Origin of the sequence: Flavobacterium sp. FlaQc-28, assembly GCF_044007415.1 — a bacterium.
Classification (GTDB): domain Bacteria; phylum Bacteroidota; class Bacteroidia; order Flavobacteriales; family Flavobacteriaceae; genus Flavobacterium.
The window spans coordinates 132,465-154,994 of record NZ_JBIPCM010000011.1; the positions used below are offsets into that span (position 1 = coordinate 132,465).

At 33.0% G+C, this 22,530-nt stretch carries 23 protein-coding genes; 17 read left to right on the forward strand and 6 right to left on the reverse strand.

All coding sequences use genetic code 11. From position 1 onward, the window contains the following. Positions 1 to 70: 70 nt before the first annotated feature. The 4 genes from obgE to hpt form a co-directional block, all read right to left on the reverse strand. The gene (obgE, locus tag ACHRVL_RS21920) at positions 71 to 1,072 is read right to left on the reverse strand and encodes a GTPase ObgE (protein WP_089055342.1); all 1,002 of its coding nucleotides are present in this window, start codon (positions 1,070 to 1,072) and stop codon (positions 71 to 73) included. Positions 1,073 to 1,177: 105 nt separating this feature from the next. Continuing rightward, positions 1,178 to 2,452, reverse strand: coding sequence for a hemolysin family protein (locus ACHRVL_RS21925; RefSeq protein WP_089055343.1), 1,275 nt, complete (start codon positions 2,450 to 2,452; stop codon positions 1,178 to 1,180). Positions 2,453 to 2,671: 219 nt separating this feature from the next. Next, entirely contained in the window at positions 2,672 to 3,244 is a 573-nt protein-coding gene (locus ACHRVL_RS21930) for an adenylate kinase (protein WP_089055344.1), read from the reverse strand. 74 nt (positions 3,245 to 3,318) lie between these two features. Continuing rightward, positions 3,319 to 3,849, reverse strand: a complete 531-nt coding sequence (gene hpt / locus ACHRVL_RS21935; RefSeq protein WP_089055345.1) for a hypoxanthine phosphoribosyltransferase — start codon at positions 3,847 to 3,849, stop codon at positions 3,319 to 3,321. Between the two features lie 97 nt (positions 3,850 to 3,946). Here hpt and ACHRVL_RS21940 point away from each other — a divergent pair, with 97 nt between their 5' ends. From ACHRVL_RS21940 to ACHRVL_RS21960, 5 genes are all read left to right on the forward strand, one after another. Then, on the forward strand, positions 3,947 to 4,498 hold the full coding sequence (locus ACHRVL_RS21940) for a hypothetical protein (protein WP_089055346.1): 552 nt from the start codon (positions 3,947 to 3,949) through the stop codon (positions 4,496 to 4,498). 259 nt (positions 4,499 to 4,757) lie between these two features. After that, positions 4,758 to 5,909, forward strand: coding sequence for a 5-(carboxyamino)imidazole ribonucleotide synthase (locus tag ACHRVL_RS21945; RefSeq protein ID WP_395415405.1), 1,152 nt, complete (start codon positions 4,758 to 4,760; stop codon positions 5,907 to 5,909). A gap of 361 nt (positions 5,910 to 6,270) precedes the next feature. Then, on the forward strand, positions 6,271 to 6,756 hold the full coding sequence (gene purE, locus ACHRVL_RS21950) for a 5-(carboxyamino)imidazole ribonucleotide mutase (protein WP_068843754.1): 486 nt from the start codon (positions 6,271 to 6,273) through the stop codon (positions 6,754 to 6,756). 101 nt (positions 6,757 to 6,857) lie between these two features. Further along, positions 6,858 to 8,885, forward strand: a complete 2,028-nt coding sequence (locus ACHRVL_RS21955) for a M3 family metallopeptidase (RefSeq protein WP_395415406.1) — start codon at positions 6,858 to 6,860, stop codon at positions 8,883 to 8,885. Positions 8,886 to 9,013: 128 nt separating this feature from the next. Next, on the forward strand, positions 9,014 to 9,673 hold the full coding sequence (locus tag ACHRVL_RS21960; protein WP_395415407.1) for a vancomycin high temperature exclusion protein: 660 nt from the start codon (positions 9,014 to 9,016) through the stop codon (positions 9,671 to 9,673). Positions 9,674 to 9,773: 100 nt separating this feature from the next. Here ACHRVL_RS21960 and ACHRVL_RS21965 read toward each other — a convergent pair whose 3' ends face one another. Further along, on the reverse strand, positions 9,774 to 11,036 hold the full coding sequence (locus tag ACHRVL_RS21965) for a cation:proton antiporter (protein ID WP_395415408.1): 1,263 nt from the start codon (positions 11,034 to 11,036) through the stop codon (positions 9,774 to 9,776). A gap of 137 nt (positions 11,037 to 11,173) precedes the next feature. On the opposite strand from ACHRVL_RS21965, the gene ACHRVL_RS21970 reads away from it, so the two are divergent. The 8 genes from ACHRVL_RS21970 to ACHRVL_RS22005 all read left to right on the forward strand — a co-directional run bounded on the left by ACHRVL_RS21970 (position 11,174) and on the right by ACHRVL_RS22005 (position 15,590). Further along, a complete protein-coding gene (locus tag ACHRVL_RS21970) occupies positions 11,174 to 11,677 on the forward strand; it encodes a GbsR/MarR family transcriptional regulator (protein ID WP_395415409.1) in 504 nt (167 codons plus the stop codon). A 55-nt stretch (positions 11,678 to 11,732) separates the two neighbouring features. After that, positions 11,733 to 12,068, forward strand: a complete 336-nt coding sequence (locus ACHRVL_RS21975; RefSeq protein ID WP_395415410.1) for a hypothetical protein — start codon at positions 11,733 to 11,735, stop codon at positions 12,066 to 12,068. Next, complete coding sequence (locus ACHRVL_RS21980) at positions 12,065 to 12,790, forward strand: YqjF family protein (RefSeq protein WP_395415411.1); 726 nt, start codon at positions 12,065 to 12,067, stop codon at positions 12,788 to 12,790. The genes ACHRVL_RS21975 and ACHRVL_RS21980 overlap by 4 nt, the downstream gene beginning before the upstream one ends. A gap of 47 nt (positions 12,791 to 12,837) precedes the next feature. Then, positions 12,838 to 13,185 (forward strand): hypothetical protein, encoded by a 348-nt coding sequence (locus tag ACHRVL_RS21985; RefSeq protein WP_395415412.1) that lies wholly within the window; start codon positions 12,838 to 12,840, stop codon positions 13,183 to 13,185. An 18-nt stretch (positions 13,186 to 13,203) separates the two neighbouring features. Next, on the forward strand, positions 13,204 to 13,590 hold the full coding sequence (locus ACHRVL_RS21990) for a hypothetical protein (protein WP_089055356.1): 387 nt from the start codon (positions 13,204 to 13,206) through the stop codon (positions 13,588 to 13,590). Positions 13,591 to 13,702: 112 nt separating this feature from the next. Further along, positions 13,703 to 14,611 carry a TIGR01777 family oxidoreductase gene (locus tag ACHRVL_RS21995; RefSeq protein WP_395415413.1) on the forward strand — a complete coding sequence of 303 codons (909 nt, stop codon included), beginning with the start codon at positions 13,703 to 13,705 and terminating at the stop codon, positions 14,609 to 14,611. A 68-nt stretch (positions 14,612 to 14,679) separates the two neighbouring features. Further along, entirely contained in the window at positions 14,680 to 15,135 is a 456-nt protein-coding gene (locus tag ACHRVL_RS22000) for a cell division protein (protein ID WP_395415414.1), read from the forward strand. A gap of 59 nt (positions 15,136 to 15,194) precedes the next feature. Then, positions 15,195 to 15,590, forward strand: a complete 396-nt coding sequence (locus tag ACHRVL_RS22005; RefSeq protein WP_129054183.1) for a DUF1090 family protein — start codon at positions 15,195 to 15,197, stop codon at positions 15,588 to 15,590. A gap of 41 nt (positions 15,591 to 15,631) precedes the next feature. Here the strand turns inward: ACHRVL_RS22005 and ACHRVL_RS22010 are convergent, their stop codons facing one another. Beyond that, a complete protein-coding gene (locus ACHRVL_RS22010) occupies positions 15,632 to 16,444 on the reverse strand; it encodes a hypothetical protein (RefSeq protein WP_395415415.1) in 813 nt (270 codons plus the stop codon). Between the two features lie 195 nt (positions 16,445 to 16,639). Here ACHRVL_RS22010 and gcvP point away from each other — a divergent pair, with 195 nt between their 5' ends. The 4 genes from gcvP (at position 16,640) to ACHRVL_RS22030 (ending at position 22,455) form a co-directional block, all read left to right on the forward strand. Continuing rightward, on the forward strand, positions 16,640 to 19,489 hold the full coding sequence (gene gcvP, locus ACHRVL_RS22015; RefSeq protein ID WP_395415416.1) for an aminomethyl-transferring glycine dehydrogenase: 2,850 nt from the start codon (positions 16,640 to 16,642) through the stop codon (positions 19,487 to 19,489). A gap of 309 nt (positions 19,490 to 19,798) precedes the next feature. Further along, on the forward strand, positions 19,799 to 20,857 hold the full coding sequence (locus ACHRVL_RS22020; RefSeq protein ID WP_089055361.1) for a 3-oxoacyl-ACP synthase III family protein: 1,059 nt from the start codon (positions 19,799 to 19,801) through the stop codon (positions 20,855 to 20,857). A 136-nt stretch (positions 20,858 to 20,993) separates the two neighbouring features. After that, positions 20,994 to 21,518 carry a methyltransferase gene (locus ACHRVL_RS22025; protein WP_395415417.1) on the forward strand — a complete coding sequence of 175 codons (525 nt, stop codon included), beginning with the start codon at positions 20,994 to 20,996 and terminating at the stop codon, positions 21,516 to 21,518. Between the two features lie 88 nt (positions 21,519 to 21,606). Then, positions 21,607 to 22,455 carry a glycosyltransferase gene (locus tag ACHRVL_RS22030; protein WP_395415418.1) on the forward strand — a complete coding sequence of 283 codons (849 nt, stop codon included), beginning with the start codon at positions 21,607 to 21,609 and terminating at the stop codon, positions 22,453 to 22,455. Positions 22,456 to 22,530: the final 75 nt, after the last annotated feature.

Below are 22,530 nucleotides of genomic sequence, written 5' to 3' on the forward strand. Positions count from 1 at the left end.
CGAATTTAACATTATAAAAACAAAAAGGCGTTCTATTTCTAGAACGCCTTTTTTACTATAAAATAATAAATTACTCATTAAGCATTTTCCAAAGTTTATCCTTTAAATCAGTTAAACCTTGTTGTGCAACAGATGAAATAAACATATAAGGAACGTCTTTAAAAGATACATCTAATTCTGCTTTTAATTCAGCCTTAAGTTCATCATCCAGCATATCACATTTTGAAATTACTAAAAGACGTTCTTTATCTAACATTTCAGGATTGTATTTTGTTAATTCATTTACCAAAATATCATATTCTGCTTTAATGTCCGGCGTATCAACTGGAACTAAAAACAGCAATGTCGAATTACGCTCAATGTGACGCAAGAAATAATGTCCAAGACCTTTACCTTCAGCAGCACCTTCAATAATTCCAGGAATATCCGCAATTACAAAAGATTGAAAATCTCTGTAAGCCACAATTCCTAAATTCGGTTTTAAAGTTGTAAAAGGGTAATCGGCAATTTTTGGTTTAGCCGAAGTCAAAACAGACAACAATGTTGATTTTCCAGCATTAGGAAAACCAACTAAACCAACATCAGCCAAAACTTTAAGTTCTAGAATAACATCCATCTCAACACCTGGTAAACCCGGTTGAGCATATCTTGGTGTTTGATTAGTAGAACTTCTAAAATGCCAGTTTCCTAAACCACCTTTTCCTCCTTTAGAAAGAATTCTTTTTTCTCCGTGTTCAGTAACTTCAAAAAGAGTTTCTCCAGTTTCTTTGTCTTTTACAACAGTCCCTAACGGCACTTCGATAAATTTATCTTCACCATCTGCTCCTGTACTGCGATCTCCTCCACCATCTCCACCGTGTCCAGCTTTAATATGACGCGCAAACTTTAAATGAAAAAGTGTCCAAAGACCTTTATTCCCAACTAAATATACATGTCCGCCACGGCCTCCATCACCACCGTCAGGACCTCCTTTTTCAATAAATTTCTCTCTATGTAAATGCGTAGATCCCTTTCCTCCCTTTCCGGAAGAAACATATATCTTAACGTAATCTACAAAATTCCCTTCTGTCATTTTTTCTTTGTTTATGTGTAGTTTCAAGTTTCAGGTTTCAAGTTTCAGGTTCATTGCGCTACGCCAACTTGAAACTTTAAACTTTAAACATGAAACAAATTCTCTTTACTCTTTAAGCGTTTTTACAAGCACTTTATCAATCTTTACCCCATCCATATCGATAACCTCTAAGACAAATTTCTGCCAAATCAGTTTCTCTCCTTCTTTTGGAATATGAGAAAGCTCAGTCATAATCATCCCGCTTACCGTATTTACTTCGTAATCATTTGTTAACTCATCCAATTCAAAATAAGTTAAAAAGTCATGCAATGAATAATGTCCGTCAACCAGCCATGAACCATCTTCTCTCTCTATAAGCTGAAACTCATCTTTATAAAACTCTGATGCATCACCAACTAAAGCTTCCAAAATATCATTCAAAGTAATCAATCCTTGAAAAACTCCGTATTCATCTGAAACTAAAGCGTAGTGAACTCCTGTCTTTTTAAAATTCTCTAATGCTTTGTAAGCAGTAGTTTGCTCCATTAAATATGGCGCATCTGTCATTATAGCTCGCAAATCGAAATTATCCTTTTCAATATTGGCAAAAATATTTTTCAAAGTAACAACTCCAGCAATATCATCATAATTCTCATTGTACACTGGATAAACAGCATGTAAATCCTGAACTACCAACTCTTTAACTTTGATTTTATCTGCATTCAATGGCAGCATATCAACAGATTTTCGGTGTGTCATTAAAGAACTTACTTTTCTGTCTCCAATATGAAAAACACGCTCCACAATATCTTGTTCAATCTCCTGAACTTCTCCAACCTCTGTTCCTTCTTTTATAATTGCCTTAATTTCTTCTTCCGTAACTTTTCCGTCAGCCGTTGGTTTTATCTGTAAAACATTCAGTAAAAAATCAGTAGACGTTGTTAAGAGCCAAATAAAAGGTGCCGTTATAATAGAAACTATTTTCATTGGCATCGCAACCATTTTTGCAATCGCCTCTGGATAATTTAATCCAATACGTTTTGGCAATAACTCCCCCAAAACAAGAGAGAAAAAAGTTAAAACAACAACTACAATTCCAACTGCTATAGAATGAGCATAAGGTTTTAAAACTTCAAATCCGCTTACAAATACTTCTACGTCCATTGTGATTTTATCACCGCTGTAAATACCCGTCAAAATTCCAATTAAGGTAATTCCGATTTGTACCGTTGATAAAAACTTATTTGGAGAATTAGCCAGATCCAGCGCAATTTTGGCACTATTGTTCCCTTTTTTCGCTGCCGTTTCCAGTCTGTTTTTTCTAGCCGAAATCAATGCAATTTCTGACATCGAGAAAACTCCGTTTAATAGTATTAGAAAAAATATTATTAGTATTTCCAATGTTTAGTAGATTCGTTACTTGTTTGGTTATTTAAATTTTACTGTAATCTTAGTATTCTTTTAGCTCGAAGCTAAAAAAACTAATTTTTCCCGCCAGAAAACAATCGACTCCCAAAGCGTCGGGAGAAGCTCGTTTTATGAAAAAGAAAAATAGTTTTTTTAGTGTCCCAATCGCTGTCGGGATAAATCGTCAGCTAGTCCCAAAATTTCGGAAAGCTTCTACAAATTATCTATAACTGACGTTAAGCGCTCTGTAATTTCTTCAATAGTTCCAATACCATTTACGGCGTGGAATTTATTTTGTTCTTTATAATAACCAATTAATGGAGCTGTTTTTTCATTGTACTCCTGATATCTTACACGAATTTTTTCTTCGTCCTGATCATCTGCTCTTCCGCTTGTTTTTCCTCTTTCAAGTAAACGTGCTACCAAAATCTCATCGTCAGCCTCTAAAGCAATTGTCGCCGTTACGCTTGAGCCAATTGTTGGTAAAAATTTATCTAAAGCCTCAGCTTGATCAATTGTTCTTGGGTAACCGTCGAACAAAAATCCTGCTGTATTAGGATGTTTGTTTACTTCATCTATTAACATTGCAGTAGTTACTTCGCAAGGAACTAATTCTCCATTGTCCATAAATACTCTTGCTTTTTTACCTAGGTCTGTATCATTTTTTAAATTAAAACGAAAAATATCTCCAGTCGAAAGATGTGTTAAATTGTATTTTTCTTTTAAAAATTCTGCCTGAGTTCCTTTTCCTGCTCCCGGCTTTCCAAATAAAACAATGTTAATCATAATACGTGTGAGTTGTGTGACTTCTTAATTTTCGAAGAAGTTTAAAATGAATATATAGTTGTGTGTCTTTAAAATTATTCTGCTAATTTGTAAACTTCGCCAAGATTTCGTCCTAAACCATCATAGTCCAATCCGTAACCTACAATAAATTTATTCGGAATTCTGATTCCGATATAATCTATTTTTATATCTTTTTTATAAGCTTCTGGCTTAAAGAACAAAGTTGCCACTTTAAAATGTTTTACATTTTGTGCTTTAAACAAATGTTTTAATTCTTCCAGAGTATTTCCTGTATCGATAATATCCTCAATAACAACAACACTTCTGCCAGTCAAATCCTGATTGATTCCGATTAATTCTTTAACCGAATTTGTTGTTTCAGTTCCCTCATAAGAAGCCATTTTAATGAACGAAACCTCGCAAGGTTTTTTATATTTTTTCAAAAAATCGGCTACCACCATAAAAGCGCCATTCAAAACTCCAATAAAAATTGGAGTATCATCTCCAAAATCATCTTCTACCTGCGCAGCTAATTTAGTCAAAGCAAAATCAATTTCTTTAGCCGAAATAAACGGAACAAATTGTTTATCGTGAAGTTGTATCATTATTTTTAAATTTAAAATAATGGACAAAGATACAGATTTCGAATTTGAGAACCGAAAATTGAGCCTAAATTTGTATTTTTAAATCAAATTCAAAAAAATGCTTTCCGAACTGCAAGAAAAACTGGATTATGTTACGGCTCATAGAGAAAATCGCTTAAAGTGCGCTCAGTTCATTCTTGAAAGTCCTCAATTTTTTAACGAATTAGTTTCTATTTGTTTTACACCCGAAGACAAAAACAATCACAAAGCCTGTTGGATTCTAGAATTTGTGTCTTATGAAGAGCTGCTTTGGCTTCAACCTCATCTTGATTTTTTCTGTTCAAATTTAAAAGTCCTTAAAGATGAAAGTTCCATTCGGCCAATTGCAAAAGTGACACAGCTTTTGGTAAAATCACATTATAAAAAAGATGAAAACAGCATTCTTATGTCCGAAGAAAATCTGCAGGATTGTATAGAAGCAAGTTTCGACTGGCTGATAAATGATGTAAAAGTAGCTGCAAAAGCATATTCAATACGAACTTTATATGTTCTGGGAAATCATTACGACTGGATTCATCCCGAACTTCAAATTATTTTAAACAAAGATTACGGAGATCATTCCGCAGCTTACAAAGCTGTTGCTCGAGAAGTTTTAAAAAAAATTGAATAGTTTTTTTAGCCACAGATTAAAAAGATTAAATAGATTTTCCGTTTCTATCTTTTTGCCATGACCCGTGTGATATTGAACAGGCGAAGTAATTACACCAATTTCTGCGAATTTTTATTTAACTCAATTTCCAAAATTAATTAGTGAAAATTCGTGTAATTCGTGGTGAAAAAAATCATTCTAATCTTTTTAATCTGTGGCAAAAAACTAAATTTTGGCTAAAAAAAGATTAAAAGGTATCTTTGCAAAAACACAACACAAAATGAATTATTTTTCTTCTGATTTTAAATTAGGAATCTTAGGCGGAGGACAATTAGGCAAAATGCTTTTGTTTGACACCAGAAAATTTGACATACAAACTTACATTCTTGATCCAAGCGACGAAGCGCCGAGTAAAATTGCCTGCAACAAATTCTTTCAAGGCGATTTAATGGATTATGAAACCGTTTACAACTTCGGAAAACAAGTCGATGTTCTTACTTTTGAAATCGAATTAGTCAATCTTGAAGCATTGACACAATTAGAGAATGAAGGTTTAAAAATTTATCCTTCGCCAAAAACTCTAAAAGGAATTCAGAATAAAGGCGTTCAAAAAGAATTTTACGCTAAAAATAATATCCCAACTGCCCCATTTGAAAGATTTGAAAATCTTGAAAATCTAAAATCTAAAATCAGCAATCTGCAATTACCGTTTGTATGGAAATGTACTGAATTTGGTTACGACGGAAATGGTGTAAAAGTTATTCGTCAGGTTTCTGATTTAGATAATCTTCCAAATGTCGAATGTATTGCAGAAACTATGGTTCCGTTTAAAAATGAATTGGCGGTAATTGTGGTAAGAAATCCATCAGGAGAAATAAAAACCTATCCGGTTGTAGAAATGGAATTTCATCCAGAAGCAAACCAAGTTGAATACGTAATCTGCCCAGCAAGAATTGATGATAAAGTAGCCGAAAAAGCAAGAGCAATTGCTTTGAATGTGTCTAAAAACTTCAACCACGTTGGACTTTTGGCTGTTGAGATGTTCCAGACTCAAGATGACGAAATTTTGGTTAATGAAGTTGCTCCGCGTCCACATAATTCTGGGCATTATTCAATCGAAGCAAGTTATACTTCACAATTCGAAAATCATTTACGTGCTATTTTAGATCTTCCGCTAGGAAACACAGATAGCAAAGTTGCCGGAATTATGGTAAATCTAGTAGGCGCCGAAGGATTTTCTGGAGATGTTGTTTACGAAAACATCGAAACCATTTTAGGATGGGATGGCGTTACCCCGCACATTTACGGTAAAAAACAAACACGTCCGTTCAGAAAAATGGGTCACGTTACTATTGTAAATGAAGATATGGCGGAAGCAAGACGAATTGCAGAGGAAGTTAAGAACACTATTAAAGTGATCAGTGGTCAATAATTTTTAGTGGTCAGTTTTTAGTTGCAATTGCAGTTGACAAACTTAAAGCAAAAATAAACGAATTTATCAGTTTTAATGGATCTTGTAGAAATAGTAATAAATCTTTTGAATTTAGACGACAAATCAAATTTGTTTAAAATTCATTTTGAAAAATTTACAGATAAATATGAATACACGGGAGAAAGAATCAAAAGTTTTATTCTATTTATAATTCTTGTTCTATCTTTCTTAGCATTAATAATTTTCGTTTTATTTCTGATTTATACAATTCTGCTTAAATTAAGATCATAAACCAACAAAATAAAAATAGTTTTCAGTTTCCAACAACTTGAAACTTTAAACCTGAAACAAAACAAAAAACATGAGCAAAGTAGCTATTATAATGGGAAGCATCTCAGACATGCCAGTTATGCAGGATGCAATCGATATATTAAAACAATTTAATGTTGAAGTTGAAGTTGATATCGTTTCGGCACACAGAACACCGGAAAAATTGTTCGATTTCAGTAAAAACGCACATACTCGCGGAATTTCTGTAATTATTGCCGGCGCAGGCGGTGCAGCACATTTACCTGGAATGGTAGCTTCAATGTCGCCGCTTCCTGTAATTGGAGTTCCTGTAAAATCAAGCAATTCGATTGATGGATGGGATTCAGTTTTATCGATTCTGCAAATGCCGGGCGGAGTTCCTGTTGCAACTGTAGCTTTAAACGGAGCAAAGAATGCAGGAATCTTAGCCGCACAAATCATCGGAAGTCACGATAAAAAAGTTTTAGACACTATTATTTCTTATAAAGAAGAATTGAAAGCTGCGGTTAATAAAGCAGCTGAAGGTCTTAATAAATAAATTTAGTAATCAGTGGTCAGTTTTTTAGTGTTTAGTTCTCATAAAGACAACTACTGAATACTAAAAAACTGACCACTGACTACTTTAAAAAAACTCTACTTATGAGCGTATTAACACAATATTTCAATACCAAACATAATACCGCACCTTTTTCGCAAATTAAAATCGAAGATTATGTTCCCGCGTTCAACGAAGGAATTGCTTTAGCTAAAGCCGAAATTGATGCAATCGTAAACAATCCAGATGCGCCGACTTTTGAAAATACTGTTGTTGCTATGGACTTTTCGGGTGACATTTTAGATCGTCTTTCTAGTATTTTCTTCAACTTAAATTCGGCTGAAACGAATGACGAAATGCAAAAAATTGCACAAGAAGTTTCGCCTTTATTATCTGAATTTGGAAATGACATTACGCTAAATGCAGCTTTATTTGCTAAAATAAAAACCGTTTACGATCAAAAAGAAAGTTTGAATCTAAACCCAGAGCAAATAACTCTTTTAGACAAAAAATACAAAAGCTTTTCTAGAAACGGAGCCAATTTGCCTGAAGACAAGAAAGACCAATTGAGAGAAATTGACAAAGAATTATCAAAATTGAGTTTACAATTTGGCGAAAATGTTTTGGCAGAAACGAATGCTTTTGAATTACATTTAACAGATGAAAAAGATTTATCTGGTTTACCGGAAGGAACAATTGAAGCAGCAAGATTATTAGCCAAAAATCAAGAAAAAGAAGGCTGGATTTTCACATTAGATCACCCAAGTTATGTTCCATTTTTAACTTATGCTGACAATCGTGAATTGCGTAAAAAAATGGCAATTGCGTTTGGAGCAAAAGCATTTCAAAATAACGAATTCGACAATCAGGAAAATGTTTTAAAAATTGCTAAACTGCGTTTTGAAAGAGCTAATTTACTAGGTTACAAAACGCACGCACATTTTGTTCTAGAAGAAAGAATGGCCGAAAGTCCAGAGAAAGTTTTTTCTTTTTTAAATGATTTATTGGCAAAAGCAAAACCGGCAGCTCAAAAAGAATTTGCTGAATTAACTGCTTTTGCAAAAGAATTAGACGGAATCGAACAACTTGAAAAATGGGACGGTGCGTATTATTCTGAAAAATTAAAACAACAGCTTTTTAATTTAGACGATGAAAAACTGAAACCTTATTTTCAATTAGAAAAAGTTTTAGACGGTGCTTTTACAGTTGCCAAAAAATTATACGGTTTAACTTTTACGGAAGTTTTTGATATCGATAAATACCACGAAGAAGTTACAACTTACGAAGTAAAAGATGCCGAAAACAATTTGGTTTCTATTTTCTACGCTGATTTCTTCCCAAGAAAAGGAAAAAGAAATGGTGCGTGGATGACTTCATTCAAATCGCAATATGTAAAAGACGGCGTAAACGAAAGACCGCATATTTCGAACGTTTGCAACTTTACAAAACCAACAGAAACAAAACCTTCATTATTAACTTTTAATGAAGTCACAACTTTATTCCACGAGTTCGGTCACGGTTTACACGGAATGCTGGCTGATACGGTTTACCCAAGTTTATCAGGAACTTCTGTTTACTGGGATTTTGTAGAATTACCAAGTCAGATTATGGAAAACTGGTGTTACGAGCCGGAAGCTTTGGCTTTGTTCGCAAATCATTATGAAACGGGAGAAATTATTCCGATTGAATATGTGCAGAAAATCAAAGAAAGTGCCAGTTTCCAAGAAGGTTTGGCAACATTGCGCCAATTAAGTTTTGGATTGTTAGATATGGCTTGGCACGGGCAAGACCCAACTAATATTACTGACTTAAAAGCTTTCGAAACGGAACAATTTGCAAATACACAATTGTATCCAGATGTAAAAGAAAATGCTATGAGTACGGCGTTTTCTCATATTTTTCAGGGCGGATATTCTTCTGGATATTACAGCTACAAATGGGCAGAAGTTTTAGATGCTGATGCTTTTGAATATTTCCAAGAAAAAGGAATTTTCAACGAAGAAGTAGCTAAGAAATTCAAAGACAATGTCCTTTCAAAAGGAGGAACAGAACATCCGATGACTTTATACAAACGTTTTAGAGGGCAAGAACCAAAACCTGAAGCTTTATTAAAAAGAGCAGGATTGTTATAAAGCTCCTAAGTTGCTAAGCTTCTTAGAGAATTAAATTTTGAAACCGAAGTAGAAATACTTCGGTTTTTTATTTGGTTTTACTTTAAGTATCTTCGTGTTTTTAAATCTTAATCTTACAAATACAAGCCGTGAAAAAATATTTTAAAATAGCACTTTATCTTGCAGTTATTGGACTAATAGCAATTATCTCTGTAAATTATTACGTAAAATCTTCAACCAGAAAAAATATTTATTATTCGATTAAAAGGTTTCCTAAAAATGATGTTGGAATTATTTTTGGCGCAGGAATTAATGGAGATCAGCCAAGCAAATATTTAAAAGATCGTTTAGACGCAGGAATTATGCTTTGGAAAGCCAAGCGTATTAATAAAATTTTACTTTCTGGAGACAATGGCCGTGACGAATATGACGAATTAACGGTTATGAAAAACTACTGTTTTAATCACGGAGTTGACACAACAAAAATATTTATTGATTATGCCGGTTTCGATACGTATTCTACAATGTATCGCGCCAAACACATTTTCAAAATCAAAAAAGCAACTTTAATTTCGCAGGAATATCATTTGAATCGTGCGATTTACATCGGACAAAAACTAGGAATTAAATCAGTTGGATATTCTGCGAACAAAGGAGAATATTTAGGGTATAAATATGTGACATTTAGAGAATATGGTTCAATTTTCAAATCCTTTTTTGATGTTTTCAGAAATAGAGAACCTCGTTTTTTAGGCGGAGAAATTAATATTAACGGAGAATCTAATTATTCGAAAGAAGATAAACGATAAAGAAAACCCGAAACATTTCTGTTTCGGGTTTTCAGTTATAAATTTTAAAGACAAAGAGCAGAAATCTTGTTTCTTTGCTCTTTTATCTATTTCTAAATCTTTACTCTTTCTCCAAAACTCTCTTTGCTAATTTCCCAACCGTCAGTCCTTGAACAACAATTGAAAACAATACCACGATATAAGTTATTTCAAGTAAAAGGTTTTTATATTCTCCTTCAGGCATAGAAAGGACTAAAGCGATAGAAACTCCGCCTCGAATTCCTCCCCAAACTAAAACTATCAGAGAACCTTTGTTGTAAGCCGATCTGATTCCGAAGAACTTAAATATATCAAAGAATTTCCAAGGCAGAACTATCGCTGTTAATCTTGAAAAAAGCACTATAAAAATAGCCACAAAACCAGTCAGCAATTGTTTGTTTAAATCTGGCAGCAATAACAATTCAAAACCAATAAATAAAAACAAAATAGCATTCAGGATTTCATCAATAAGCTCCCAAAACTTCTCCAAATAATCTTTGGTTTCTTCGCTCATTGCGACTTTTTTACCGTAATTACCAATAATTAATCCCGCAACTACCATTGCCAAAGGACTTGAAACGTGTAAACTTTGCGCAATCAAAAAACCTCCCATTACGATAGAAAGCGTAATCAAAACCGAAACTTTATAATCATCAATCCTCTTCATAACCTTAGATGCAGTAAATCCGAAAACTGCTCCTAATAAAAGTCCGCCTATTCCTTCTTTAATAAATAACCATGAAATTGAGCCAAAAGTAGCATCAAATGTAGGATCAGTTGCCATTTTTAAAACTACAGCAAACATTACCACCGCAACACCATCGTTAAACAATGATTCTCCAACAATTTTAGTCTCTATCCTTTTAGGCACTTTAGCTTCTTTTAAAACTCCCAAAACCACAATTGGATCTGTAGGAGAGATTAAAGTCCCAAAAACTAAACAAAATATGTACGGAATATTTATTCCTAAAAATGGCGCTATGTAATAAAGCAGTGTAGAAATAATTAATGCTGATAAAACTACACTCACTGTAGAATAAATCATAATAGGAACTTTTTGTTCTTTCAGATCTGACATGTTTACGTGAAGTGCACCCGCAAACAACAGAAAATTCAACATCGCTCCCATTAGGATTTCGTTGAAATCAAATTCCTTTATTAATTCAAAAAAATGCTTTGTTGTAGCAGGAAAATAAGAATCTCCTAAAAGGCGAATTCCAACCGAAACTAACATGGCAATAATCATGATTCCGATCGTTCCCGGAAGTTTTAAAAATCTTAAATTTAAATAGGCGAAGAAAGAAGCTAGTACGATAAGTACTGAAAAAGTGTAGTATAATTCCATAAATATGATTTTTACAAAAATAGCTGTATCATTATTTAATCAAAAATTTCAAGGCTTGAATTAACATAACTTTACAATTCGTTAAATAACTTTCAATTATTTTTGAAAGTTTAAAAACTTTTGTTTACATTTGAGTCATGGAATTCAAAGAAGCAAAAAATAAGTTTGTACAAACCTGGGGAGCATTAGGTTCTCAATGGGGAATTAATAAAACGATGGCACAAATCCACGCTTTATTAATGGTTTCGAACGAACCTGTTTCTATGGAAGACATTATGGAAGAATTGCAAATTTCTAGAGGAAATGCCAGCATGAACCTTAGAGGTTTAATGGATTGGGGAATTGTCTATAAAGAATACAAAGCCGGCGAAAGAAAAGAATTTTTCACTGCAGAAAAAGATTTAGACGAATTAGCAGTAAAAATTTCCAGAGAAAGAAGCAAAAGAGAAATCAAACCTACTCTTAAAATCTTAAAAGAAGTTTCGACAATTGAAGCAAAAGATTCTGAAGAAGAAAAACACTTTGTTGATCAAACTTCTAAATTGTACGATTTCGTTTTAAAAGCAGACAACATGTTAGACAAAATGACTGAATTTAATGATAACTGGTTGGGAAAATTGGTTATAAAAATGATGAAGTAAAAAAATTTAATCGAAACTTTCATTTTTTTCTGAAAGTTTAAAAAAATCAATAACTATGAAAACTATTAATTATATCAATTCTTTTCTTGTTGGAATACCAGCAGTCATTTTTCTATTGGCTTTCTTAAAAATTATTGATTTAACAGTGTTCGGTTTATTGTTCATAATAGCTACGGGATTATTTCAAGTTGTCGTGAGCGGGTATATGTTATTTAACGAACCTCAAAATAAATACCTTCAATTGTACATCATAGGAGTTGTTTTCTATTTTGTTATGATTTGCATAAATCCAATTTCATCTCATGATTTTAAAACGTATTTCGAAATCGGAACACCAATTATACTGGCATTTTATCTTTCAATATTAATCTATAAAAAAGCAAACAAATGAACTTCTTAAAAGCAGAATGGAAAAACTTAGCTCTTTTCAATTATGAGGTTGATGCTCAAATACTAGAAAAATATCTTCCCGCAGGAACTGAGATTGATATTTGGAACGACAAATGTTATGTAAGCTTAGTGGGGTTTATGTTTAAAAACACGAAAGTTCTAGGATTTAAAATTCCCTTTCACATCAATTTCGAAGAAGTGAATTTGAGATTCTATGTAAAAAGATTTGAAAATGGCGAATGGAAACGTGGTGTAGTTTTTATTAAAGAAATTGTTCCTAAAAAAGCGATCACTTTTATTGCCAATACGTTGTATCAGGAACATTACGAAACTCAAAAAATGAGACATAAAATTATTGAAGATGAAAACACCAATACTTTTATTTATGAATGGAAAAGCGACAAAAAATGGAATACAATTCAAATAGAAACTAAAAAGAATCCAATAGAAATTGAGATTGATTCTGAAGCAGAATTCATTACAGAACATTACTTCGGTTACACAAAAATCAATACTAAAACCACTTTTGAATATGAGGTTCAACATCCAAGATGGGAACAATTTGAAGTTTTAGATCATAATATTGAAATTGATTTTAAAAAAACTTATGGAAGTGATTTTGGATTTCTTCAAAACATAAAACCATCATCAATTTTCTTAGCCAAAGGATCAAAAATTACTGTTATGAATAAAAGAAAATTAGAATCAGTAGATGTTTTATAAAAAATGACATAATAGTTTCTCGACTAATAATTTTTAAATCGGCAATTATGAACTTTAATATTACAGGGTATTTTATTTACCTCAGCATTACGATTTTCATTATCCTAAAAGTGGGGAAAATCTGTTATAAAAACGGAAATGTTTTTGTTTTAGAGCTAATTCCAAACCATGCCGACATTTGTCAAAAAATCAATCAGATTTTGCTTTTAGGATATTACCTTTTAAATATTGGGTATTGTGCCATGACGCTAATTTCTTGGAAGAAAATTACATCATCAACTCAATTAATAGAAATTATTGGCATAAAAACAGCCGTTATCATATTTATCATATCGGCTTTACATTATCTCAACATTATAATTCTAACGAAGTACATTCATAAATTAATCAAATAACAACTAAATTCAAATATCATGGAAACTACAAAAATCTTAATCGGTTACGGAATTTATTTACCAGTTGCTTTATTTCTTACCTATTATGTTTCTAAAACTCTTTTCAAAAACGGAAAAATCTTTATGCTGGATATATTTAAAGGTCGTGAAGATATTGCGCAGGCAACCAACAAGCTTTTTGAAACTGGTTTTTATCTTTTAAATATTGGTTTTGCATTAATGATTTTAAAATTGCAATTGTACAGCAACAGTTATCAAGAATTAATTGAAAATTTAAGTTATAAAATCGGCGGATTTTCTATTTACCTTGGCATCATGTTATTCTTCAATTTATATTTCTTTTTTAGAGGAAAAAGAAAAGCAAAAGAAGCTCAAAGAGAAGAAAGATTGGTTTTTAAAGCTTAAAATAGTTTGCCACGAATCACACGAATTTTCACGAATTAATTCTCAAAATGCCTTTATTCATTTTTAAATTCGTGAAAATTCGTGTGATTCGTGGCTATAAAAAAAAACTCAAATGAAAAAACTCATAATTGCAGCTGGAACAGGTTTTCTTGGACAAGTTTTAGTCAATCATTTCAAAAATAAATTTGAAGAAATTGTAATTCTAACCCGGGGAAAATCGCAGACACTTGACGGAATAAAATATGTAAACTGGAATGCCAGAACTTTTTCAGGTTGGGAAAGCGAATTAGAAAATGCAGCAGTTTTAATTAATCTTGCTGGAAAATCGGTTGATTGCCGTTATACAAAAGAAAATAAAAAAGAAATTCTTTTATCAAGAATTGAAAGTACCAAAATATTAAACAAAGCCGTTTTAAACTGTAAAAACCCGCCAAAACATTGGCTTAATTCATCAACGGCAACTATTTATCGTTTTTCTCTTGACAAACAAATGAATGAAGTTGACGGCGAAATTGGAAATGATTTTTCTATAAATGTGGCGCTTTCTTGGGAAAAAGCATTCTTTAAAACTGAAACGCCAAAGACGATGAAAACAGCTTTGAGAACTTCAATTGTTTTAGGAAAAAATGGAGGTGCTTTAATTCCGTTAAAAAATTTGGCAAAAACTGGTTTTGGAGGAAAACAGGGAAAGGGAAATCAATTTGTAAGCTGGATTCATGAAGACGATTTTGCCAATGCCGCTGCGTTCATTGTTGAAAAAGAAATTTCTGGAATTATAAATATCGTTTCTCCAGAGCCAATTCGAAATGCACTATTTATGCAAAAATTGAGAAAAGCAGTTGGCTTTCCTTTTGGAATTCCATTGAATAAATTCTTTCTTGAAATTGGAGCATTTTTTATTCAAACAGAACCCGAGTTAATTTTGAAAAGTAGAAACGTAATTCCGAAACGTCTTTTAGAAAATGGATTTCGATTTAAGTTTGGGAATATTGATGATACTTTTCGAGATTTATTGCACTAAAGCGCACTCATTTTTGTCATCTCGACGAAGGAGAGATAACAAAAATGCAAAAAAATATTCTACATTAAATGACAACAATAAACCTAACAACAAAAATAAAAGCTCCAAAACAAATCGTTTTTGATGTCTCACGAAATATCGATGTGCATCAACAATCGGCAAGTGCATCAAAAGAAAAAGCAATTGCCGGCGTAACAACTGGATTAATAAACCTAAATGAAACCGTAACTTGGCGAGGCAGACATTTTGGCTTTTATCTCACACACAAAAGCAGGATTCCGACAATGAATTTCTACGATTATTTTGTGGATGAAATGGAAGAAGGTAATTTCAAGTTTTTTAAACATGAACATTTTTTTGAAGAAGAAAACGGCATTACAATCATGACAGATAAACTACAATATGAAACGCCGTTTGGAATTTTAGGAAAACTATTCGATTTTTTACTTCTTAAAAAGCATCTTATTAATTTTCTTTTGGAACGAAATAAAGTTTTAAAAGAAGTTTCAGAAAAATCTATTTAAAATAAATTTCCTACTTTTAGATAAAATAAATCTTAAAGAGAACAAAAAAAAATTAAAATATGAAATTAAAAATTATACTATCAACCCTCCTATTTACTTTTTCTTTTATAGGATTTGCGCAAAGCAACTGCAAAGATTTAAAAGGATGCGAAAGAAAATTATGTGAATTAAACATAAAATTAGCTGCAGCTAAAAAAGCTGGAAATCAAAATCAGATTAAAGGAGTTCAAGATGCAATCTCTCAAACCAAGAAAAATTGCACCACCAAAACAGTCAATAATGATCTTGACAAAAAAGTAAAAGAAAAACAGCAAAAAGTTAATGAAAGAACTGCTGATTTAAATGAAGCCATAAAAGACAAAGAAAGCAAAGAAAAGATCGACAAGAAAAGAAAAAAATTAAATGAAGCTAAGGCTGAATTGAATAAGGCTTTAGCCGAACAAAAAACTAAATAAACTAAATCCAATCAAAACCGATGCTGCTGCTTCGGTTTTTTTTATAGAAAAATCACCATCAGCCACCAAAAAATCGGCACGCTTTCGACCCAAAAAGAGGTATAATATTTGGAACGATTTGGATTGGCAAAAACAATAAACATCATCAAAGTAATTACCATTACCAAGCTAATGAAAAGATCATGAACATTAAATGTTGAAATAAGAAGCTCCAAAGAACAAAATGGCACTAAAAGAAGTAACCCTAAATATTTTGTCCATTTCACTCCAATAGTCTGCGGTACAGTTTGAAGATGCGGATCATCATTTGCCAGATCAATTATTTCGAAAACCAAAATCAAAACAAAAACTAAAATAAAACGCTGTATACATTTTATAAAGAAGTCTGTTGTAAACGAAATTCCGGCATTAATTAGCGGCAAAACCAAAGTCGCGCCAACCCAGCAAAGCGCTACAATATAAATTTTTACTCCTGCCCAATTTCGAGCGTTTTTTCTGTTTGGAAAAAAAGGCAAAGTATAAAGCGCGGTTATCGCAAAAATCCCTACCGAAACAATTTGTGTAATTCGCTGTAAATGGAAAAAATAATAGCCTACTAAAACCACCGAAATGAGACTCAAAAAAGCAATAATCTTTAATTGATTTCCAATTGGATTTTTCTTTACTCGAACCAAAGCATCATATTTTACGAAATTATATCCTACAATTGTTCCAAAAAAAACAAAAAGCGCCATCGGCTCATCATATTGAATATGAAACACATGAAACGTTATTCGTACAAGTGCATAACATGACAAAGCCACATGAATACTGCTATTCAGGTAAAAATCTAGGAAGCGTTTTGATACTATCATACCTCAAATCTAATATTTTATTAACAAACCAAGTCTTTGATTAGAAATTTGATAAAAAATGAAGTTAAAAATACCTATTAAATTATTAATAATACTTAATTTTGCGCGACAAAAAAACAACACATTTACTTTTAAATGTGATTCGTACAGCAAAATGGTGCACGAACACATCAATTAAAAACATTAGATAGCTACATGAAAACAGATGCTTTTGCTTTAAGACACATTGGTCCAAGAGAAACCGATCTTCAGCATATGCTGAAAACAATTGGAGTTGACTCAATTGAGCAACTTGTTTACGAAACCCTTCCGGACGATATTCGTTTAAAAGCACCTTTGAATTTAGATCCTGCAATGACAGAATATGAATTTGCAAATCATATTCAGGAATTAGGAAAGAAAAATAAAGTATTCAAATCGTATATCGGTTTGGGTTATCACCCAACTATTGTTCCGGCACCGATTCAGAGAAATATTTTCGAAAACCCAGGATGGTATACTGCCTATACACCCTATCAGGCAGAAATTGCACAAGGTCGTCTTGAAGCAATTTTAAATTTCCAAACTACTGTAATCGAATTAACAGGAATGGAAATTGCAAACGCTTCTTTACTTGATGAAGGAACTGCTGCTGCTGAAGCTATGGCGTTATTATTTGACGTTCGTACTCGTGATCAAAAGAAAAACAATACAAATAAATTCTTCGTTTCTGAAGAAATCTTACCACAGACTTTATCAGTACTTCAAACTCGTTCAACTCCAATTGGAATTGAATTAGTTGTTGGAAACCACGAAACGTTTGATTTTTCAAATGAATTTTTCGGAGCTATTTTACAATACCCTGGAAAATATGGTCAGGTAAACGATTACAGTGCTTTTGTTGCTAAAGCAAAAGAAAACGAAATTAAAGTTGCCTTTGCTGCTGATATTTTATCACTTGCTGCTTTAACTTCTCCAGGAGAAATGGGAGCTGCAGTTGTTGTTGGAACTACACAACGTTTTGGGGTACCAATGGGTTACGGTGGTCCTCACGCTGCATTTTTTGCAACTAAAGACGAATACAAACGATCTATGCCGGGTCGTATCATTGGAGTTTCTGTTGATACAAACGGAAATCGTGCTTTACGTATGGCTTTAGGAACTCGTGAGCAGCACATTAAACGTGAAAAAGCGACTTCTAACATCTGTACAGCTCAGGTTTTACTAGCGGTTATGGCTGGAATGTACGCAGTTTACCACGGACCAGAAGGGTTAAAATACATTGCAAACAAAGTTCACGCATCGGCAGTTACTACTGCTGAAGCTTTAAATAAATTAGGAGTTTACCAAACGAACACGGCTTACTTTGATACTATTTCTGTGAAGGCAGATGCTCAAAAAGTAAAAGCTGTAGCAGAGAAAAACGAAGTAAACTTCTTCTATCCTGATGCTGATACGATTTCTATTTCGTTCAACGAAACAACTTCAATTGCCGACATCAACCAAATTATTGCCATTTTTGCTGAAGCTTTAGGAAAAGAAACTATTACAGTTTCTAAATTAACTGAAGCTAGTCAATTACCTGCTTCATTAGAAAGAACATCTTCTTTCTTAACACATGATGTATTCAACAATCATCATTCAGAAAGTCAGTTAATGCGTTACATCAAAAAATTAGAGCGTAAAGATTTATCATTGAATCACTCGATGATTTCATTAGGTTCTTGTACAATGAAATTAAACGCAGCTTCTGAAATGTTGCCTCTTTCAATGCCAAACTGGAACAGCATTCACCCGTTTGCACCAGTAGAGCAAGCTGAAGGTTACATCACAATGCTTAAAAAATTAGAGCAGCAACTAAATGTAATTACAGGTTTTGCTGGAACAACATTACAGCCAAACTCTGGAGCACAGGGAGAATATGCAGGATTGATGGCTATTCGTGCTTACCATATGTCAAGAAACGAAGGGCACCGTAATGTATGTTTAATTCCTTCATCGGCTCACGGAACAAATCCTGCTTCTGCGGCTATGGCTGGAATGAAAATTATCGTTACTAAAACTACACCAGAAGGAAATATTGATGTAGAAGATTTAAGAGAAAAAGCGATTGAACATAAAGATGATTTATCTTGTTTAATGGTAACGTATCCTTCTACTCACGGAGTTTACGAATCTTCGATCATTGAAATCACAAAATTAATCCACGAAAACGGCGGATTAGTATATATGGATGGTGCTAATATGAATGCTCAGGTTGGTTTAACTAACCCAGCTACAATTGGTGCTGACGTTTGCCACTTAAACTTACACAAAACATTCGCTATTCCTCACGGCGGCGGCGGACCTGGAGTTGGACCAATTTGTGTGAACGAAAAATTAGTTCCGTTCTTACCAACAAACCCAATCTTAAAAGTGGGCGGTGAACAAGCGATTACAGCTATTTCATCTGCACCTTACGGATCTGCTTTAGTATGTTTAATTTCTTACGGCTACATCACAATGATGGGGGCTGACGGATTAAAAAGCGCTACTGAACATGCGATCTTGAATGCTAACTATATGAAAGCTCGTTTCGAAGGACACTACCCAATTCTTTATACAGGAGAATGTGGTAGAGCGGCTCACGAAATGATTTTAGATTGTCGTTCATTTAAAGAAAACGGAATCGAAGTTGGTGATATCGCAAAACGTTTGATGGATTACGGTTTCCACGCTCCTACGGTTTCTTTCCCAGTAGCAGGAACTTTAATGATTGAACCAACTGAATCTGAAGATTTGGCAGAACTAGATCGTTTTTGTGATGCTCTTATCTCAATTAGAAAAGAAATTGAAGTTGCAACAGCTGATGACAAAAACAATGTATTGAAAAATGCACCTCACACATTGGCAATGTTAACTACAGACAATTGGGATTTCCCTTATACTAGAGAAAAAGCGGCTTACCCATTAGAGTATATTGCTGACAATAAATTCTGGCCATCTGTTCGTCGCGTTGACGATGCTTATGGCGACAGAAATTTAGTTTGCAGCTGTGCTCCTATTGAAGCTTACATGGAAAACTAATCATAGCTTATTTCATAAAACAAACCCGATAACATCATAGTTATCGGGTTTTATTTTTTTATAACATTCTTAAAAAATTTGTTAGTTTTTATAACACTTTAAAATATTGAGATAAAATAAAAATAGATTCCAAAATCGATCTCAAACGTTTGAAATCTCTGTAAAATTAAAAAATCATTAAAAAATAATCAATATATCACTCAAAAAACAATTATTCCACAATTATATGCATGCATAGTATTTTTTATGATAGTTATCATGATTTTATTTATACTTTAGCAATAAATTTATCGGATAATTAAAGGAAAAATGAAAATAAAAATAATTGGCATCGGGAGTTATATTCCTAATTTAGAAGTAAAAAACACAGACTTTGACAAGCATATTTTTTTGAATGAAGATGGAACTCCTTTTGGTTACCCGAATGAAGTCGTTATTAAAAAATTTAAAGGTATTACGGGAATCGAAAATCGCCGTTATGCCGAAAAAAATCATACTGCTTCAGACTTAGCCTTTTTTGCAGCTGAAAAAGCAATTGCAAATGCAGGAATCGATGCTGAAACTTTAGATTATATCATTTTCGCTCATAATTTTGGTGATGTAAAATCAGGCACTTCACAATCTGATATTTTACCAAGTTTAGCAACACGTGTTAAGCATAAATTAGGCATTAAAAACCCTAAATGTGTTGCTTACGATATTCTTTTTGGGTGTCCTGGCTGGATTGAAGGAGTACTTCAAGCGAATGCTTTTATCAAATCTGGAATGGCAAAAAGAGTTTTAGTAATTGGAGCAGAAACTCTTTCAAGAGTTGTCGATGATCACGATCGTGATTCGATGATTTATTCTGATGGAGCTGGTGCTTCAATCTTAGAAGCTTCAACAGACGAAGCTGGACTTTTATCTTATGAAAGCGCTACTTTTGCCAATGACGAAGCTAACTTCCTTTACTTCGGAAAATCATATAATCCTGATTTAGATCCAGATATTAAGTACATTAAAATGTACGGACGCAAAATTTACGAATTTGCTTTAAGCAACGTTCCTTGTGCAATGAAAAGCTGTTTAGACAAAAGCGGCATTTCAATTGATGAAGTAAAGAAAATCCTGATTCATCAGGCAAATGAAAAAATGGACGAGGCAATTATCGAACGTTTTTATAAACTATACGACAAAACTGCTCCTAAAGACATTATGCCAATGAGTATTCATGATTTAGGAAACAGCAGTGTTGCAACGGTTCCTACTTTATACGATTTAATTCTTCAAGGAAAAATCGAAAATCATACTATTAATAAAGGCGATGTTGTAATTTTTGCTTCAGTTGGAGCAGGAATGAACGTTAATGCTTTTGTATACAGATATTAGTATTCCGTTTACACTCGCAGTAATTAATTTTCAGACTCAAAACTGTAACTGAACACTGCAAAACTAAAAAAAGTCCGCACTATAAGATGCGGACTTTTTTAGTATATTTGCGCCTTTGTTGTTTAAAACATATATAATGTACGAAAAAACATTTCCGAATAAAAGATTCAAACTTACCTTAGAGTTTTTACAAAAACACGTTAACACATCAGAAACCATTTTTGATTTTGGTGTGCCAAATCCATTTTCTAAAATAATGGAAGAGAATGGTTATACTGTAAAAAACACAAAAGGCGAAGATTTAGACAACGATCAGACGGCGCTAAAAACTGAAGAATACACTGTTTTTACTGCTTTTGAAATTTTCGAACATTTACTAAATCCATACACAATTCTAGAAAACGTAAAATGCGACAAATTGTTAATTTCAATTCCGTTACGTTTATGGTTTTCTCCAGCATATCGTTCTAAAACTGATATGTGGGACAGACATTATCACGAATTTGAAGATTGGCAGTTAGACTGGCTTTTAGAAAAAACAGGATGGAAAATAACAGACCGTCTGCAATTTACACATCCGGTAAAAAAGTTTGGATTTAGACCATTGTTAAGATATTTCACTCCAAGATATTATATTGTTGCAGCGGAAAAAATTAAATAAATTCCAAAACTAAAATTCCAAATTCCAATTGAACCCGCTTTGATTGGAATTTGGTATTTAAGGAATTGGCATTTAAAATTGAAAATTTATGAAATACTACATCGTCATTCCCGCACATAATGAACAGGATTTAATTGGCTTAACTTTACAATCTTTAATTTCCCAAACTGTTTTACCCTCAAAAATTGTGGTTGTAAACGACAATTCTACAGATAAAACAGAAGAAGTTGTATTAAGTTTTGCAAAGGAAAATCCGTATATTTCTGTTGTAAATAAAACTTCAGATGCGATTCATTTGCCAGGAAGCAAAGTAATTCAAGCGTTTCAAAAAGGTTTTGAAACTTTGGATTCAAATTATGATATTATTGTAAAAATAGACGGCGATTTAATCTTCCCTCCAAATTATTTTGAAACTGTAATCAAACATTTTGAAGCTGATCCTAAAATAGGAATGGCGGGCGGATTTTGCTATATCGATAAAAATGGCGAATGGGTTTTAGAAAACTTAACCGACAAAGATCATATTCGCGGTGCATTAAAAGCATATCGCAAGGAAACTTATCAGCAAATTGGAGGTTTAAAACCTGCAATGGGCTGGGACACGGTTGACGAATTATTGTGTAAATATTACGATTGGAAAATTATTACCGACGAATCTTTACATGTAAAACACTTAAAACCAACTGGTGCAAACTACAACAAAACTGCTCGTTATAAACAAGGAGAAGCTTTTTATACTTTAGGTTATGGTTTTTGGATCACAGCAATCGCATCAGCAAAATTGGCTATGATGAAGAAAAAGCCGTTTCTCTTTTTAGATTATATCAGAGGATTCTGGAAAGCCAAAAGTGCCAAAACTCCTTTATTAGTCACCCCTGAACAAGCTAAATTTATTAGAAATTATCGTTTTCAAAAAATGAAACAGAAGCTTTTTTAATCTTAAAAAAAATTAAAAACTGCAAACTGAAACGGTAAACTGTAAACTAATCCTTAATTTAGCCAATATTTGTAA

What these genes read in the sequence shown, in the direction of transcription:
- obgE (WP_089055342.1), bottom strand. Translation starts at nt 1,072, where the DNA reads ATGACAGAAGGGAATTTTGTAGATTACGTTAAGATATATGTTTCTTCC.
- ACHRVL_RS21930 (WP_089055344.1), bottom strand. Translation starts at nt 3,244, where the DNA reads ATGATTAACATTGTTTTATTTGGAAAGCCGGGAGCAGGAAAAGGAACT.
- hpt (WP_089055345.1), bottom strand. Translation starts at nt 3,849, where the DNA reads ATGATACAACTTCACGATAAACAATTTGTTCCGTTTATTTCGGCTAAA.
- ACHRVL_RS21940 (WP_089055346.1), top strand. Translation starts at nt 3,947, where the DNA reads ATGCTTTCCGAACTGCAAGAAAAACTGGATTATGTTACGGCTCATAGA.
- ACHRVL_RS21945 (WP_395415405.1), top strand. Translation starts at nt 4,758, where the DNA reads ATGAATTATTTTTCTTCTGATTTTAAATTAGGAATCTTAGGCGGAGGA.
- purE (WP_068843754.1), top strand. Translation starts at nt 6,271, where the DNA reads ATGAGCAAAGTAGCTATTATAATGGGAAGCATCTCAGACATGCCAGTT.
- ACHRVL_RS21955 (WP_395415406.1), top strand. Translation starts at nt 6,858, where the DNA reads ATGAGCGTATTAACACAATATTTCAATACCAAACATAATACCGCACCT.
- ACHRVL_RS21965 (WP_395415408.1), bottom strand. Translation starts at nt 11,036, where the DNA reads ATGGAATTATACTACACTTTTTCAGTACTTATCGTACTAGCTTCTTTC.
- ACHRVL_RS21970 (WP_395415409.1), top strand. Translation starts at nt 11,174, where the DNA reads ATGGAATTCAAAGAAGCAAAAAATAAGTTTGTACAAACCTGGGGAGCA.
- ACHRVL_RS21975 (WP_395415410.1), top strand. Translation starts at nt 11,733, where the DNA reads ATGAAAACTATTAATTATATCAATTCTTTTCTTGTTGGAATACCAGCA.
- ACHRVL_RS21980 (WP_395415411.1), top strand. Translation starts at nt 12,065, where the DNA reads ATGAACTTCTTAAAAGCAGAATGGAAAAACTTAGCTCTTTTCAATTAT.
- ACHRVL_RS21985 (WP_395415412.1), top strand. Translation starts at nt 12,838, where the DNA reads ATGAACTTTAATATTACAGGGTATTTTATTTACCTCAGCATTACGATT.
- ACHRVL_RS21990 (WP_089055356.1), top strand. Translation starts at nt 13,204, where the DNA reads ATGGAAACTACAAAAATCTTAATCGGTTACGGAATTTATTTACCAGTT.
- ACHRVL_RS21995 (WP_395415413.1), top strand. Translation starts at nt 13,703, where the DNA reads ATGAAAAAACTCATAATTGCAGCTGGAACAGGTTTTCTTGGACAAGTT.
- ACHRVL_RS22000 (WP_395415414.1), top strand. Translation starts at nt 14,680, where the DNA reads ATGACAACAATAAACCTAACAACAAAAATAAAAGCTCCAAAACAAATC.
- ACHRVL_RS22005 (WP_129054183.1), top strand. Translation starts at nt 15,195, where the DNA reads ATGAAATTAAAAATTATACTATCAACCCTCCTATTTACTTTTTCTTTT.
- ACHRVL_RS22010 (WP_395415415.1), bottom strand. Translation starts at nt 16,444, where the DNA reads ATGATAGTATCAAAACGCTTCCTAGATTTTTACCTGAATAGCAGTATT.
- gcvP (WP_395415416.1), top strand. Translation starts at nt 16,640, where the DNA reads ATGAAAACAGATGCTTTTGCTTTAAGACACATTGGTCCAAGAGAAACC.
- ACHRVL_RS22020 (WP_089055361.1), top strand. Translation starts at nt 19,799, where the DNA reads ATGAAAATAAAAATAATTGGCATCGGGAGTTATATTCCTAATTTAGAA.
- ACHRVL_RS22025 (WP_395415417.1), top strand. Translation starts at nt 20,994, where the DNA reads ATGTACGAAAAAACATTTCCGAATAAAAGATTCAAACTTACCTTAGAG.
- ACHRVL_RS22030 (WP_395415418.1), top strand. Translation starts at nt 21,607, where the DNA reads ATGAAATACTACATCGTCATTCCCGCACATAATGAACAGGATTTAATT.